The following is a 14,217-nucleotide window of genomic DNA, read 5'->3' on the forward strand; positions in this document are numbered from 1 at the left end:
AGATGCTAGAATTAAAAGATGTCAGTGTGACATTTAAAAAGAACCGAGTGTTAAATGCTGTAACTGAAACCTTCTACCCAGGAGATGTCGTTGGGCTAGTTGCTCCAAACGGCACAGGAAAAAGTACACTACTGAATGTTTTAATGAATCATGTTCCTTCTGATGAAGGGGAGGTAGTTCTTAAAGGTAACATGCGGTATAGACGGCCTAAAGATAAAGTCGCTATCCACCAAGTGATGAGTATGATGCCTGATCAAGCTGATCTATACGATGATATGAGTGGTTTTGAACACTTAAAGATGTATCAGAGGTTATGGAACAACCGACAAATAGACCTAGTGGAACTTGTGGAGGCATTGAATATGGGGCATTATGTGAAAAAAAAGGTTGGGACTTACTCCTTAGAGATGCGTCAACGCCTCTGTTTTGCGATGCAAATAGGGATTGATACAGAAGTAATGCTGATGGATGAAGTGATGAATGGCCTTGATCCAGATAATGTCACGCTTATTTCAGAGATGATTCAGCAGAAGCAACAAGAAGGAAAAATTATTATTATAGCCTCTCATTTACTAGAAAATTTAGAAGAATATGCGTCAAAAATTTATTTTTTAGTCGATGGCAAGCTTTCTTTATTTGTGGACAAACAGAAAGGTTACGAGAATGACGTTCCTTTCATTAAAGTAGCACATCCTTCTGAAAATCTCGCAAAAGAACTGGCTAAATGCGGAGAGATGATATGGTTGACGCCTACTAGATTACTCCTTAGTGGCTCTGATAGAGAGGTAACGAAGGCTTTAATCACTGATTTTTTTCTGAAAGAACAACGCTCCTTCTCCTACGGAATACTGAGTTTGTCCGACGCATATCAACTTATTTTCAAAAAAAAATAGCCTGTAAAGAAAAAACACTTTACAACACTCTGAAAACCTGTTAAACTATGTTTTGTGATTAAGAAACAAAGAAATATGGAGGTGCCAATAAATGGCAGTTAAAATTCGTTTAAAACGCATGGGTTCTAAAAAGAAACCTTTTTACCGTATGGTAGTAGCAGATTCTCGTTCACCTCGTGATGGACGTTATATTGAAGTTGTAGGTACTTACAACCCATTATTAGATCCTGCACAAGTAACAGTAAAAGAAGAAGTAATCTTAGATTGGTTATCAAAAGGTGCTCAACCTTCTGATACAGTTCGTAACATTTTATCTCGTGAAGGCATTATGCAAAAACATCACGAAGCTAAATACACAAAAAAATAATAAGGTGGGGTATTGAATGACTGATGTAAGAGATTTGGTTTTAACCATTGTTCGTCCGTTAGTTAGTCAGCCTGACCAAATCCATTTAGAGATTGAAGAATCTGAACGCTACATGGAGTATAACTTAACGGTTGCTCCTGAGGATATCGGACGCATCATTGGCAAGCAAGGTCGTGTTGCGAAAGCAATTAGAACCATTGTTTACAGTGTTAGAACAAGTGAACCTAAAAGAGTTAGATTGAATATTCTAGATGGTAATTAAGAACGCTCAAGTTTACTTGAGGGTTCTTTTTTGTTTGAACTGATTCCCATATAATTAAAAGACGAACAATGTGGTCAAAAAACTTCGTAATAATACCTGTTATGATTGATATTATGAGAGTTAATGATATGATATGACTATAATATATGGGAAAGAGGTTAGAAGATGAGTAATTATTTAGTTTTACAAACAGATTTTGGTTTAGTAGATGGTGCTGTGAGTGCCATGTATGGTGTGGCATATACGGTTAATCCTGATATTCACATTGAAAATTTAACCCATGATATTCCACCCTACGATATTTGGGTAGCCTCTTATCGTTTGTATCAAACGGTTAAGTATTGGCCAAAAGGGACTGTGTTTGTTTCTGTTGTGGACCCAGGTGTGGGAAGTGACCGCAAAAGCATCGTTGCTAAAACCTTATCAGGGCACTATATCATTACACCCGATAACGGCTCGTTAACGCATATTGCTCATTATGATGGTCTAGAATCTGTTCGACTGATAGATGAAGTGAGATCACGTCTACCTCATTCAGAAGAAAGTCATACCTTTCATGGTAGAGATGTCTATGCATACAATGGGGCTCGATTAGCCAGTGGAGAAGTGACCTTTGAGGCGTTAGGAGCAGAGCTTCCTGTTTCGAGCATTGAGAGTCTTGATATGACAGATTCAGTAATTGAAGAGACGATTATGAAAGGAAGTATCGATGTTTTAGATGTTCGTTTTGGTTCGCTTTGGACAAATATCTCCTCGAAATTATTAAAAGAACTAGATGTCCAACATGGGGATCATTTGATGGTAACGATTTATCATTTAGATAAAAAAGTGTATCAAAATATTATGGCTTTTGCTAAGTCCTTTGCGGATGTTAACATTGGGGAACCTTTGGTATATGTTAACTCTTTAGTGAACTTGGGCGTGGCCGTGAATCAAGATTCTTTTTCTGATTTATATAATATTGGTACAGGAAATGATTGGTCCATTCATATTAGAAAAGCACCTAAAGTTATTTACGAGTAAAAAGGAGAAGAAAACATGAAAAAAGAAATGAGTGTTAAAGACATTGTTGCTATTGGTATAGGAGCAGCTGTTTTTGTTATTTTGTTTAAATTTATTGCATTACCTTCAGGGATTCCAAATACAGAGATTCAAGTAGCTTATGGGTTTTTAGCCTTAATGGGGGCTTTGTTTGGTCCGATTCCTGCCGCTCTGATTGGTTTCATTGGCCATACAATCAAAGATTTTACAACGTATGGTTCAGCTTGGTGGACGTGGATTGTCTGTTCAGGATTAATGGGTCTTATCTTTGGTGTTATTGGTAAAAAGATTCCTTTAGAAGAGGGGATTTTTACAAAAGGACAAATGATTCGTTTTAATGTCTCACAAGTTATCGCAAATGCGGTAATTTGGGGATTGGTTGCACCGACACTTGATGTTATAATTAATGCTGAACCAGCGAACAAAGTCTACACGCAAGGTGTTCTAAGTTTAATTGTTAACTCTGTCGCCGTTGGTGTAGTAGGAACCTTATTAATGAAGGCTTATGCTTCTTCTAGAACAGGAAAAGGAAGCCTATCTAAAGATTAAAATAATAGGAAAACCGGATCAGTGTATTCGGTTTTCTTTCAGTTAAAGGAGGGCATTTATGAAGAGTTCAATGATATCATTTGAGAATTTTTCTTTTCAATATGACAGTCAGGCTGAGCCGACTTTAAAAAACATTCATCTCGACATTACTCCAGGAGAGAAAATCGTCATAGTAGGACCTAGTGGTAGTGGTAAATCTACGTTGGGGCAATGTATCAACGGGCTAATACCTAATATTTATAAGGGAGAGATCCAAGGCAGTGCTTATATAAATGGTCATCGTATAGAAGAGACCTCTTTGTTTGATATGTCTTTTACTGTAGGGACAGTTTTGCAAGATACGGACGGGCAATTTATAGGACTTACTGTTGGAGAAGATATTGCTTTTTCCAAAGAAAATGATGAGATGCCGACAAAAGAAATGCATCAAGTGGTAGATAAATGGTTAAAAGCGGTGGACTTAACCACTATTAAGCATCATAGACCACAAGATTTATCCGGCGGTCAAAAGCAACGTGTGTCTATGGCTGGGGTATTAGTAGATGAGGTCCCTATCTTATTATTCGATGAACCTCTTGCTAATTTGGACCCTCATGCAGGGTTAGAGGCAATGGAGCTGATAGATAATTTGCATCAGCAGACGAATGCGACGGTCATTATTATAGAGCATCGCTTAGAGGATGTTTTACACATACCGATGGACCGAATCATTGTGATAAATGAAGGCGAAATTTTGGCTGATGGTACACCAGACGAGTTATTAAAGACCGATGTGTTTCAAAAAAATGGCATCAGGGAACCTTTGTACCTAACCGGGATGAAATACGCGGGAATCCCTACGCATCAGCTGTCAGGGTTGTCTCACTTAGCTCAGCTTAATCCAGATGACCTTGCACCTAGCATACAAGAGTGGCTAAATAAAACCGATGTGGAAGAAATAGAAACGCATCCTCCAACTAAATTGGTGTTGAACCAACTTAATTATCAATATGGACGGACAGGTAAAAAAGTCCTAGATAATGTGTCGTTAACCTTTAATGAAGGTGAGATGATTAGCATTGTAGGTAAGAATGGTGCAGGGAAATCAACGCTTGCTAAGGCCATGTGTGGCTTCATCGATGCGACAGGTGATAAAAAGTGGGAAGGCACTTCCATGAATCAGTCTTCGATTAAAGAAATAGCGGATGTCATTGGGTATGTGATGCAAAATCCTAATCAAATGATTTCTCAAAAAATGATTGTAGATGAAGTTGGGTTAGGTTTAGTGTTAAGAGGTGTCCCACAAGAAGAAATTCAAGAGAGAGTCAGTCACATATTAAAAGTATGTGGTCTGTATCCCTTTAGGAATTGGCCGATTTCAGCCCTTAGTTATGGCCAAAAAAAACGTGTAACTATTGCATCTATTTTAGTATTAGAGCCAAAAATGATTATTTTAGATGAGCCCACTGCTGGACAAGACTTTAAACATTATACTGAAATTATGAGTTTCTTAGAAGAGATTAATAAGTTAGGTATTATTGTTGTGATGATTACCCATGACATGCACCTTATGTTGGAGTATACTAATCGCTCCATTGTACTAAATGAAGGGAAAGTGGTTGCAGATATGTCTCCTATTGACTTATTGACCAACCCGAATCTTATCGAAGCCTCTTCGCTGAGAGAGACAAGTTTGTTCCAATTTGCCAAGCATTTAAAATTAGAAGACCCTGTTGCTTTTGTTAGAACATTTACCTTATACGATAGGGAGGTACGACATTCATGAGTGAACACCAAATGTTAGGTTATATTCCAAATGATAGCGTGGTTCACCGATTGAACGGGACAACTAAGCTTGCTGTCTTATTAATTTTGTCTGTGGCATGTATGACGACATACGATACTCGTTTCTTATTGGGAGTGAGTATCTCATCGATTCTTGTTTTCTTTGTCTCCAAAATTAAGTGGTCAGAGATTTCTTTTGTTGTGAACTTCATTGTCATTTTTTCTGTGCTGAATATTGTGGCTGTTTATGTGTTTTCTCCAGAATACGGAACCCAAATTTACGGTAGTCGGACCGTAATATTTGAAGGAATTGGCCGTTTTACTTTGACACAAGAACAATTATTTTATGAGTTTAATTTAATATTGAAGTACATTAGCACAGTTCCTTTTGTTTTGATTTTTTTATTAACAACGAATCCTAGTGCATTTGCTTCGAGTTTGAATAAATTAGGAGTGAATTATAAAGTCTGCTATTCAGTAGCTTTAGCGATTCGTTATATTCCAGATATTCAAGAGACGTATTTTGATATCTCAGCTTCGCAACAGGCTAGAGGGTTTGAAATGAGTCGAAAAGCACCGCTGAAACAAAGAGCAAAAGGGGTCATTCAGATTGTATTTCCTCTCATTTTATCAAGTTTAGACAGAATTGATACAGTCAGCACAGCGATGGAATTACGTCGTTTCGGTAAAAATAAAAAACGAACGTGGTACTCGGAACAACCATTTACACCATTAGATTTTATCGTTATAATCATAGCGATAGCACTTTTAGTTTTAAGCTTTGTTTTAATTAAACTTAACGGGAGCCGTTTTTATAATCCGTTTATTTAAAGCTTATGACAAGGCACCAATGAAGATGTTAACTAACGCATAGGAAGATAAAGTGAGGGAACGAGTTTGACAGAATATTTAAATGTAGGAAAAATTGTAAATACACAAGGCATTCGAGGAGAAGTTCGAGTGATTTCTCAAACAGATTTTTGGGAAGAACGCTACAAAGTAGGAAACACGTTAATGCTGTTTCAAGAAGGTAAAAAACCATTACCATTAGTAGTTAAAAGCCATCGTAAACATAAGAATTTTGATATTTTAAGTTTTGAAAATCATCCAAACATCAATGATGTTGAAAAATACAGAGATGGTATACTAAGAATAGATAAAAATGACACACAATCCCTAGAAGAAAACGCTTTTTATTATCATGAAATTTTAGGCTTAGAAGTCATTGATGAGAATGACAAAGTGTTAGGTAAAATTAAAGAGATATTATCTCCTGGAGCCAATGATGTTTGGGTAATTAAAAGTCCCATCCAAGGAAAAAAAGATATCTTGATTCCTTATATTGAATCTGTGGTACTAAAAGTTGATTTAGAAGCAGGTAAAGTATTTGTCGAGATTCCAGAAGGGTTGATAGATGATGAGGATTGATGTGTTAACTTTGTTCCCTAGAATGTTTGAGGGACCGATGGAGGAATCAATTATTGGGAAGGCATTAGACAAAGAATTATTAGAAATGAACGTCTGGAATTTCCGTGACTTTTCAACGAACAAACATCAACAAGTGGATGATTATCCGTATGGTGGGGGAGCAGGTATGCTTCTTAAAGTTCAGCCCATTCATGATGGATTGAAACAAATAAAAGAACAAACACAAGGAAAGAAACAGCGAGTTGTTTTATTAGATCCTGCAGGTAAAAAGTTTGATCAAACCATGGCAGAATCTTTCGCTGAAGAAGAAAGTCTTGTTTTTATTTGTGGGCACTATGAAGGTTATGACGAGCGCATTCGCTCACTGGTAACAGATGAAGTGTCTCTTGGAGATTATGTCTTAACAGGTGGAGAACTGGGAGCTATGGTTATGATTGATGCCACTGTCAGATTACTACCAGAAGTGTTAGGAAATGATGAATCTGCTAAAGGCGATTCTCATTCGACAGGGTTACTAGAACATCCTCAGTACACGCGTCCAGCAGAGTATGAAGGCATGGAAGTTCCTAGCGTCTTGACCAATGGTAATCATAAATTGATTGCTGAGTGGCAGCTAAAAGAATCCCTTCGACGTACTTATTTAAGACGTCCTGATATGTTAGAAACAGTAGAAATGACCAAAGAAATGGAAAAATTATTATCAGAAGTAAAAAGTGAAGAAGATGGTAAGGAATAACCCTTTACATCACTTTGTATTTATGATAATATAATTTGGTGAGTGATAATCACTCATCTATTACAACATTCCGCTATACAGATGATATATGAGTGTTCTAGAATAAGGAGAATGTGGAAATGAATCCATTAATAGAAGAAATTACAAAAGAACAATTACGTTCTGACATCCCAGCTTTCAGACCTGGTGATACAGTACGTGTACACGCAAAAGTTGTAGAGGGTACTCGTGAGCGTATCCAGTTATTCGAAGGTGTTGTAATCAAACGCCGTGGAGCTGGAATCAGCGAAACTTATACAGTACGTAAAATCTCTGGTGGCGTTGGTGTTGAACGTACGTTCCCAATCCACACACCACGTGTTGCTCAAATCGAAGTTGTACGTTACGGTAAAGTACGTCGTGCTAAATTATACTACTTACGTGCATTACATGGTAAAGCAGCTAGAATTAAAGAAATCCGTCGTTAATAATTGTAATATTAACACATTTGAACCCTTGGTATTCAAGGGTTCTTTTTTTGTGCTCTGTTATTTATTTGTTGTTGAATATTCGCTGAAAATCGACAGGTACGCAAAAAGGTTCAATAAAAGTTAAAGTAGTTCAATCTCTTCTTTTAGCTTATCCCGAACGTTTTTAGTTACATGTAAGTAAATCGTTTCTGTTATCTTGCTATTTTCATGGCCAACTCTGTCTTGGATAGCGTACAAAGGAACGTTCAATTCTGCCAGTTTAGAAATATGAGTATGTCTAAAAATATGACTGCTTAATTTTTTGTTGATCTCCGTCTTTGGTTGAACATAGGACCTCAAAAAAGTATTGATTGCTGTCATCTGAAGAGGAGTTCCTTTAGTCGTAGAGAAAATAAAAGAGCTTCCATTCAATTTGCTAAGTGCACAAGCTTCTTTATAAACGGCTATAGATTTTTGTGATAGGTCTACGTTACGCATACCAGCTTGAGTTTTAGTCATATTCGTTTTAACTTGTTCTTCGATGGTTTTACCGTGGTAATCTAAAGTACCACTCACTATCGCTATATTTTTATCAGGGCTTAAAATCACATCATCCATTTGCATTCCTATAGCTTCCCCAGCTCTAAAGCCATTTAGGTATAACCATTGAAAGAGAAGAGAGTACATCCGGTTTTTATCATTTGTAATGTCGATAACTTGTTTGTATTCATCGTCTTCTAAAAACGATTCCTCTATATTATTATAATCATTTCTTTTATAAACCAGTTCGACTCTATCCATAGGCGTCTTAGTGATATACCCGTTATTAACTGCGAACTTGAATATTTGTGCTACTCGGCTTTTCATAATCTTTACGTATTTGTTCGATAAATTTTCTTCGTATAGTAGCTTATCAAACGTTTTATTTAGTAAGATGTAATCAATCTTAGCTATTTTAATATCCTCATCTAAGTATTTACTGAAGGTATTGAGTGAATTCTTAGCAGAATAGGATGTGCTATTTCTTACTTGTTGCTGGTAACGATTAAACCATTCTTCTCTGACTTCTTTAAACGTAATCGTTTTATTTATATTAGTAACGGTATTTGTTTTTTCTTTGATTTTATTTTCTAATATGTTTCTTGCTTCGTTTTGCGTGGAAATAGATTTCCCTTTTAAAGTAACTGATACACGCTTTTCTTTTTCTGTGTAAGGATCTATATACCGCTCTATATATTTGTACTTTCCTTTGTCTAATTTTTTTATCCACATTTGTATTTGCCTCCTACTTCTAGTAAAATAGGGTATAGAAAAGAAGCCTATTTACTAGGTGATTTTTTTGTTAAGCACTCCTCGGACCGGCAAGTTAGAGGGAGTGCTTATTTTTATCTTGAAAAAGATTAGGGTATGCTATATATTTAGGGTGTGATAAGTTGGTTACCGTTTATTAAAAGAAAGGAATGACTAAAATGATTAGACATGCACAAAAAGTTAACGGTCTATTATTGTCTGTAGCATTGTTGTCAATTATATCAAAATTATTAGTATTCCTATTCAGCGTTGATTATCTTTTAATTTTGGGCCTTTTGTTTATTATATATAATATTTTTATTAAGATTGATTATTCTCTTGATTCAAAATCTTTCTTTGCGTTTCGTGTGTTATATCGTTTCCAATAGTTTTATATCTAATATCCATCTGTTGTAAAGATATTTGTTGTTCCTTTGTAGGAGCTTCAACAGGATTTGAACTGTAAGTCTTAGTTTCTTTTTCAGTTGAATTAGTAAAGATCTCAGGAACATCAATTATTGCGTTGGTGTTCTTTTTTTGTTGCAAATCTAATTCTTTTTCCTCAACAGATAACTCAACTAGCTTAGCTTCAGCCTCCTCTTTTCTAATTTTAGCCTCAGAGCTTCTGTTTTCAAAGTCTCTTCTTCTTTTTGAGCCAGGAACTAAAAAGGAAAGAGGTCCATGAGTTTTAAATTTAACGCCTCTTATATCTATGTCAGATTCAGCGAATAACAAACCAAATATAATTGCAATCTTGTCCCAATTCTCAATAGCTGTTTCTAGTATAATTTTACCAGGAGATTGAACATCTGTTTTTTGATATAAATTATCTGCATCCTCTTTAGCGTTAGAATGAATAACTTGTTGGTAGTTTAACCATTGTGTTGATGTAATATCTTGCTTTGTAGTAACGTCTATCTTAAGATGCAGCTTATCTTTGTACTGATAAGAACTAGATAAAATAGGATTAATTTCATCTGAAAAGCTCGAAATGTCAAAAATTGCTTTATGTCCATTTTGTATCCACATCAATTTGGGGGGTAATTCATTAAGAGAGATTTCTTTTAACCAAGCAATCCTTCTTTTTTTATCATAATTGGAAATAGAATACTCATAGTTGTCACCAAAATACTCGTGGCTAATATCTTGATCGAAAACATCCGAAATAATTATTCCAATAAGAAATGCGTTTGAGCTTCTATGAGGCACAAAGACATAATCTCCAATAGCCATCTCTTCGATAAAAGAAAAAGCTTTATAAGAAGCTATAGTACTGCTTCTTTTTACATTTTCTAAAGTATCTGCTTGTTCCGATTTGGTTTGTTTCATAAATTCATCATTCTTTTTAACTAAATCAATATAAAGGTTGTTGAATAATATTTTGTATCTCTCTTTAAGAATATCGGCAGAAGCTTTATATTTGTCTTCAATTTCTCTAAGTGTGTCTAAAGTCATTTCATTATCACCAATAGCGATAAAGTTATTAATTTTAAAGTCATTAAAAAATTCAGCTTTTTGGCTAGCTCTGACAAACCAATACTTAGTATTATCCGGTATAATTAAAAAATCCATTTCTACATTATTTTCTACAATCTTACTATAATTCATATGCACTCCTCCATTATGATATACTTTTATTGGAGATACATGTTATTTCTATTAGCCATTACTCAAACTTGTCGGGGAGAGTATGGCTTTTTTTATCCGAAATTTAACATGGACTCTTTAACGCAATCTTCAAGGTGGCTAGATATCTTATAATACTCCATAAACTTCACCACGTTTAATTCCTCTTTTTCCATATCATACTCATTCAAATAGACCTCTAAAAGAATATCTCATTAGCTTCACGTTCAAGCTTGTTACGACTAGAGCTAGTCGCGTTATAGTAAGCAGCGTAATCCTCATGCTTTTTAATACAGTGGCCAAGCTCATGAGATATTTCAAATTCAGAGTTATCTTCTATAAGCTTGTTGCTTAGAATAATAGCTTTCTCGTCAGCAAAGTACATTCCACTTCTATCCATATCTGTAAAAATTAAATCCAAACCTAACTCATTTACAATCCTCATCAAATGATCGTTCACTTCATACATTCAATCACTCACTTTACGTGTTCTCTGAAGCTCTTTTAGCAGCTAAAACAGATTTTAAAAACTCTACTTCTTCATCAGAGACAGGCTCACCATCAAAAGCGAAAACACCGTGTTTCTCAGCTAAAGAAGTTTTATCCTCGCGTCCTAATAAATAATCAACAGACACATCGAAGTAATCTGCTACTTTTTCTAAATCAACTGCTTTGGGATCAGTAGCTTTCCAACGATAAAATAAATTTTCGCTGAAACCTAACTCTACAGCAACTTCTTTCATACTTTTGTTCCGTTTGTTAGCTAATGATTTTATTCTATCGAATAGCGTCATATCAGTATTCCTCCATCTAAAACAAACAATAAGTATACAAAATTATAAACCTAGGTTGGATTAAGTGTAAGTTTGTATTGTTATTTGTTTGTAAGTTAATTTGATAGAAAAAAGCAAACTAAAAAAACCATAATATCAAACGGTTTGACGACGATTTTAGTAGTATTAATGGTTTTTTTGGCTTATTTAACTATACCTTTATAGTATACGAACGTATACAAATAGTCAATAGTTTTATACGATTTTACTATCATTTTAACTTACTATCATAAAGATATAGGAGTTGTGACATGTCGGAAATTGATAATGGCAGAGAGCTAGTTAGGAAGTTCATGGAAGAAAACAAAGTCTCTGAACAAGACTTAGCTAGTGCTTATGGTAAAAGTCGCGTGTGGGTGCAGAGAGCGCTTAAGGGGAAAGATAAAGGTCCAGCGGTGAACTTGTTCATCTTAACTATCATAAGAGATTACAAGCTACGGGAGCCGGTAAATAAAGAGGGGTAGATATGAGTATTGAAAATATATACAAGTTATTCCTGATTTGGTTATCAGATAACAAGCATAAGGTTTAGGAGGGATGAAGATGTATAAATTAGGCTAATAGGTATTTCAAGTATTCATTAAGTTTACTGGTATGGAAGATAGATCCGTCAGTATTGATAATTGTTTTATTATCCATAGATTTTAAAGTGTTTAAAGGTAAATGAATGTATTTTTCGGTAAATTGGTTATCTTCTTTTGAAATAAAACTTATTGTAATATCTTCATCGGACCGCATGATCCAAATCACATTATTTCCAAGTTCAATATTGATAGTATTAGCTTCTTCTGAAATAAAACCCACATTCATTTTCATGTCGATATCTTTAGATATTTTAGATTCTAATGTTTTGTAGTATTCGTATATTTCATGTATGACAGGTATTAATAATTTATCTTTGTCTGTTTTGGAATATTTGGTATTAACAGCTTGAATAAAATCATTTTGATTCATATTTTTTCACCACCTTATCAGTTATTTCAGCAGACGACTTACTGATAAATATAGTATATCAAAAAATAAACAAAAAAGGAGTAAATGTTCAGGAATAAAAAAGCATTAAGCATCTTATCACATTGTTGGATATTCATTATTACAGTGACGTTAACGATGACTGTATATGATTCAAAAAATTGGTGGTTGTTGTTCTTATCGATGGCATTCTTATTTATCACAGTCGGTATCGTTGAGACGTTAGGAGAGAAGGTGCCAAAATGGAAGCAGTAGTAATGACATCAACTGAAAATTATTTCTTTGACCACAATATCCAAGTGTGGAGTACCAAGACCACATCTAAATATGTTTATTATAGTACTCATGATGGCCAATACATTGTCACTCAATCATTAAATTGTCTTACCGCTATTGAAGAAATAGTTTGACCAATTTTAAAATCTTCACAAGTATAGTGAATTATTACATAGTTTATTCTGTTTGAGTCAATTTACTTTAGCTCTGAAAGTGCATTTTTTCTCAATTCGTATTACCTACAGGGACTGGAAAAACAATTGTTTTCAGTAAGGTAATCGAGGACCGTGTGAGATTGGGCGAGAGAATTCTCGTCCTTGCTCATAGGGGTGAACTATTAGATCAAGCTTCTGAAAAATTAGAGAAGTCTACAGGACTTAGAACATCATTAGAAAAAGCAGAAAATACAAGCTTAGGAAGTTTTTTTCGTGTGGTAGTAGGGTCTGTTCAAACGCTGCAACGTGAAAAACGTTTGAGTCAATTCCCACCTGATTATTTTGACACGATTGTTATTGATGAAGCTCATCATTGTATCAGTGATGGCTATCAACGGGTATTAAAATACTTTGAGTTCGCTAATGTATTAGGTGTAACAGCAACACTGGACCGTGGAGACATGAAGAACCTAGGCTCTTACTTCGAATCATTGGCGTATGAATATAAACTACCTGAGGCAATTAGAAGTGGTTTCTTATCACCAATCAAAGCATTAACATTACCATTACAAATAGACTTATCTAGCGTGAGTCAACAAGCAGGGGACTTTAAAACAAGAGATTTAGGTACAGCATTAGATCCTTATCTCGAATCAATTGCAAATGAAATGGTTGAACATTGTAAGGACAAAAAGACAGTAGTGTTCTTACCGTTAGTAGCAACAAGTCAAAAATTCAAAGATTTATTAAATGAAAAAGGCTTTAGAGCTGCAGAAGTGAATGGAGAAAGTAAGGACAGAGCTGAGATATTAGAGGACTTCGATAATAATAAGTACAACGTTCTATGTAACTCAATGTTATTACCGGAAGGTTGGGACTGTCCAAGCGTCGATTGTGTTGTAGTTCTTAGACCTACTAAAGTACGTTCGTTATATTCTCAAATGGTTGGGCGAGGTACCCGACTGTTTCCAGGTAAGGATCACTTATTATTATTAGATTTTCTGTGGCACACGGAACGTCATGAGCTATGTCACCCAGCACATTTAATTACTGGTAGTGATGAAGTAGCTAAGAAGATGACAGAGAACGTTGAGGAATCAGAATCACCATTAGATATCATGGAACAAGTGGATCAAGCAGAAAAAGATGTCGTTTCAGAAAGAGAAGAAGCATTAGCGAAACAACTAGGAGAAATGAAACGTAGAAAGAAAAAACTTGTAGACCCACTTCAATTTGAAATGAGCATACAAGCAGAAGATTTATCTAGCTATGTCCCAGCATTCGGATGGGAGATGGGACCACCGACAGATAAACAAGTGAAGGCATTAGAAAACTTGGCATCCTTCCCGATGAAATAGACAACGCAGGGAAAGCTACCAAGTTATTAGAAAGATTAGATAAACGACGTACTGATGGACTAACTACTCCGAAACAAATTCGTTTCTTGGAACAAAGAGGGTTCCAACATGTCGGGACATGGCAATTTGAAACCGCACGTAAATTAATAGATAGAATAGCCGGCAATGGTTGGAGAGTTCCAACAGGTATTAATCCAGCTACTTATGGAGGAGATTGA

General features: G+C 35.3%; 18 protein-coding genes and 1 pseudogene. 14 read left to right on the top strand and 5 right to left on the bottom strand.

All coding sequences use genetic code 11. The annotated features are described in order from the left end of the window. Positions 1-2: 2 nt before the first annotated feature. The 10 genes from ACVWM0_RS04755 (at position 3) to rplS (ending at position 7,507) form a co-directional block, all read left to right on the top strand. Positions 3-893, top strand: a complete 891-nt coding sequence (locus ACVWM0_RS04755; protein ID WP_476473480.1) for an ATP-binding cassette domain-containing protein — start codon at positions 3-5, stop codon at positions 891-893. Positions 894-984: 91 nt separating this feature from the next. Then, complete coding sequence (rpsP, locus tag ACVWM0_RS04760; protein WP_476473481.1) at positions 985-1,260, top strand: 30S ribosomal protein S16; 276 nt, start codon at positions 985-987, stop codon at positions 1,258-1,260. Between the two features lie 16 nt (positions 1,261-1,276). After that, positions 1,277-1,522, top strand: a complete 246-nt coding sequence (locus ACVWM0_RS04765; RefSeq protein ID WP_476473482.1) for a KH domain-containing protein — start codon at positions 1,277-1,279, stop codon at positions 1,520-1,522. 165 nt (positions 1,523-1,687) lie between these two features. Then, entirely contained in the window at positions 1,688-2,545 is an 858-nt protein-coding gene (locus ACVWM0_RS04770) for an SAM hydrolase/SAM-dependent halogenase family protein (RefSeq protein WP_476473483.1), read from the top strand. Positions 2,546-2,560: 15 nt separating this feature from the next. After that, complete coding sequence (locus ACVWM0_RS04775; RefSeq protein ID WP_476473484.1) at positions 2,561-3,112, top strand: ECF-type riboflavin transporter substrate-binding protein; 552 nt, start codon at positions 2,561-2,563, stop codon at positions 3,110-3,112. Between the two features lie 58 nt (positions 3,113-3,170). After that, complete coding sequence (locus ACVWM0_RS04780) at positions 3,171-4,877, top strand: energy-coupling factor transporter ATPase (RefSeq protein WP_476473485.1); 1,707 nt, start codon at positions 3,171-3,173, stop codon at positions 4,875-4,877. Beyond that, positions 4,874-5,707, top strand: coding sequence for an energy-coupling factor transporter transmembrane component T family protein (locus ACVWM0_RS04785; RefSeq protein ID WP_476473486.1), 834 nt, complete (start codon positions 4,874-4,876; stop codon positions 5,705-5,707). The genes ACVWM0_RS04780 and ACVWM0_RS04785 overlap by 4 nt, the downstream gene beginning before the upstream one ends. Positions 5,708-5,773: 66 nt before the next feature. Then, positions 5,774-6,304 carry a ribosome maturation factor RimM gene (gene rimM, locus ACVWM0_RS04790; protein WP_476473487.1) on the top strand — a complete coding sequence of 177 codons (531 nt, stop codon included), beginning with the start codon at positions 5,774-5,776 and terminating at the stop codon, positions 6,302-6,304. Then, the gene (gene trmD / locus ACVWM0_RS04795) at positions 6,294-7,040 is read left to right on the top strand and encodes a tRNA (guanosine(37)-N1)-methyltransferase TrmD (protein WP_476473664.1); all 747 of its coding nucleotides are present in this window, start codon (positions 6,294-6,296) and stop codon (positions 7,038-7,040) included. Before rimM ends, trmD begins: the two co-directional genes overlap by 11 nt. Before the next feature lie 119 nt (positions 7,041-7,159). After that, a complete protein-coding gene (rplS, locus tag ACVWM0_RS04800; protein WP_476473488.1) occupies positions 7,160-7,507 on the top strand; it encodes a 50S ribosomal protein L19 in 348 nt (115 codons plus the stop codon). Between the two features lie 123 nt (positions 7,508-7,630). Here rplS and ACVWM0_RS04805 read toward each other — a convergent pair whose 3' ends face one another. The 4 genes from ACVWM0_RS04805 to ACVWM0_RS04820 form a co-directional block, all read right to left on the bottom strand. Then, positions 7,631-8,761, bottom strand: coding sequence for a tyrosine-type recombinase/integrase (locus tag ACVWM0_RS04805; RefSeq protein ID WP_476473489.1), 1,131 nt, complete (start codon positions 8,759-8,761; stop codon positions 7,631-7,633). A 339-nt stretch (positions 8,762-9,100) separates the two neighbouring features. Then, positions 9,101-10,387, bottom strand: a complete 1,287-nt coding sequence (locus ACVWM0_RS04810) for a hypothetical protein (protein ID WP_476473490.1) — start codon at positions 10,385-10,387, stop codon at positions 9,101-9,103. Between the two features lie 217 nt (positions 10,388-10,604). Next, on the bottom strand, positions 10,605-10,874 hold the full coding sequence (locus ACVWM0_RS04815; protein ID WP_476473491.1) for an ImmA/IrrE family metallo-endopeptidase: 270 nt from the start codon (positions 10,872-10,874) through the stop codon (positions 10,605-10,607). Between the two features lie 13 nt (positions 10,875-10,887). After that, the gene (locus tag ACVWM0_RS04820; RefSeq protein WP_476473492.1) at positions 10,888-11,199 is read right to left on the bottom strand and encodes a helix-turn-helix domain-containing protein; all 312 of its coding nucleotides are present in this window, start codon (positions 11,197-11,199) and stop codon (positions 10,888-10,890) included. A gap of 290 nt (positions 11,200-11,489) precedes the next feature. Here ACVWM0_RS04820 and ACVWM0_RS04825 point away from each other — a divergent pair, with 290 nt between their 5' ends. Further along, a complete protein-coding gene (locus tag ACVWM0_RS04825; RefSeq protein WP_476471743.1) occupies positions 11,490-11,702 on the top strand; it encodes a hypothetical protein in 213 nt (70 codons plus the stop codon). Between the two features lie 88 nt (positions 11,703-11,790). Here ACVWM0_RS04825 and ACVWM0_RS04830 read toward each other — a convergent pair whose 3' ends face one another. Then, the gene (locus ACVWM0_RS04830) at positions 11,791-12,192 is read right to left on the bottom strand and encodes a hypothetical protein (RefSeq protein WP_476473493.1); all 402 of its coding nucleotides are present in this window, start codon (positions 12,190-12,192) and stop codon (positions 11,791-11,793) included. Between the two features lie 84 nt (positions 12,193-12,276). Here ACVWM0_RS04830 and ACVWM0_RS04835 point away from each other — a divergent pair, with 84 nt between their 5' ends. From ACVWM0_RS04835 to ACVWM0_RS04845, 3 genes and pseudogenes are all read left to right on the top strand, one after another. Next, entirely contained in the window at positions 12,277-12,465 is a 189-nt protein-coding gene (locus ACVWM0_RS04835) for a hypothetical protein (RefSeq protein ID WP_476473494.1), read from the top strand. Continuing rightward, the gene (locus tag ACVWM0_RS04840) at positions 12,453-12,620 is read left to right on the top strand and encodes a hypothetical protein (RefSeq protein WP_476473495.1); all 168 of its coding nucleotides are present in this window, start codon (positions 12,453-12,455) and stop codon (positions 12,618-12,620) included. Before ACVWM0_RS04835 ends, ACVWM0_RS04840 begins: the two co-directional genes overlap by 13 nt. Positions 12,621-12,718: 98 nt before the next feature. Then, positions 12,719-14,217 (top strand): annotated as a pseudogene (locus ACVWM0_RS04845) (DEAD/DEAH box helicase); the annotation flags it as partial.

It is taken from the genome of Vagococcus sp. 211, assembly GCF_056322705.1.

Bases quoted from the DNA above. Each gene is read 5' to 3' on its own strand.
- ACVWM0_RS04755 (WP_476473480.1), top strand. From the start codon at position 3: ATGCTAGAATTAAAAGATGTCAGTGTGACATTTAAAAAGAACCGAGTG.
- rpsP (WP_476473481.1), top strand. From the start codon at position 985: ATGGCAGTTAAAATTCGTTTAAAACGCATGGGTTCTAAAAAGAAACCT.
- ACVWM0_RS04765 (WP_476473482.1), top strand. From the start codon at position 1,277: ATGACTGATGTAAGAGATTTGGTTTTAACCATTGTTCGTCCGTTAGTT.
- ACVWM0_RS04770 (WP_476473483.1), top strand. From the start codon at position 1,688: ATGAGTAATTATTTAGTTTTACAAACAGATTTTGGTTTAGTAGATGGT.
- ACVWM0_RS04775 (WP_476473484.1), top strand. From the start codon at position 2,561: ATGAAAAAAGAAATGAGTGTTAAAGACATTGTTGCTATTGGTATAGGA.
- ACVWM0_RS04780 (WP_476473485.1), top strand. From the start codon at position 3,171: ATGAAGAGTTCAATGATATCATTTGAGAATTTTTCTTTTCAATATGAC.
- ACVWM0_RS04785 (WP_476473486.1), top strand. From the start codon at position 4,874: ATGAGTGAACACCAAATGTTAGGTTATATTCCAAATGATAGCGTGGTT.
- trmD (WP_476473664.1), top strand. From the start codon at position 6,294: ATGAGGATTGATGTGTTAACTTTGTTCCCTAGAATGTTTGAGGGACCG.
- rplS (WP_476473488.1), top strand. From the start codon at position 7,160: ATGAATCCATTAATAGAAGAAATTACAAAAGAACAATTACGTTCTGAC.
- ACVWM0_RS04805 (WP_476473489.1), bottom strand. From the start codon at position 8,761: ATGTGGATAAAAAAATTAGACAAAGGAAAGTACAAATATATAGAGCGG.
- ACVWM0_RS04810 (WP_476473490.1), bottom strand. From the start codon at position 10,387: ATGAATTATAGTAAGATTGTAGAAAATAATGTAGAAATGGATTTTTTA.
- ACVWM0_RS04815 (WP_476473491.1), bottom strand. From the start codon at position 10,874: ATGTATGAAGTGAACGATCATTTGATGAGGATTGTAAATGAGTTAGGT.
- ACVWM0_RS04820 (WP_476473492.1), bottom strand. From the start codon at position 11,199: ATGACGCTATTCGATAGAATAAAATCATTAGCTAACAAACGGAACAAA.
- ACVWM0_RS04825 (WP_476471743.1), top strand. From the start codon at position 11,490: ATGTCGGAAATTGATAATGGCAGAGAGCTAGTTAGGAAGTTCATGGAA.
- ACVWM0_RS04830 (WP_476473493.1), bottom strand. From the start codon at position 12,192: ATGAATCAAAATGATTTTATTCAAGCTGTTAATACCAAATATTCCAAA.
- ACVWM0_RS04835 (WP_476473494.1), top strand. From the start codon at position 12,277: ATGTTCAGGAATAAAAAAGCATTAAGCATCTTATCACATTGTTGGATA.
- ACVWM0_RS04840 (WP_476473495.1), top strand. From the start codon at position 12,453: ATGGAAGCAGTAGTAATGACATCAACTGAAAATTATTTCTTTGACCAC.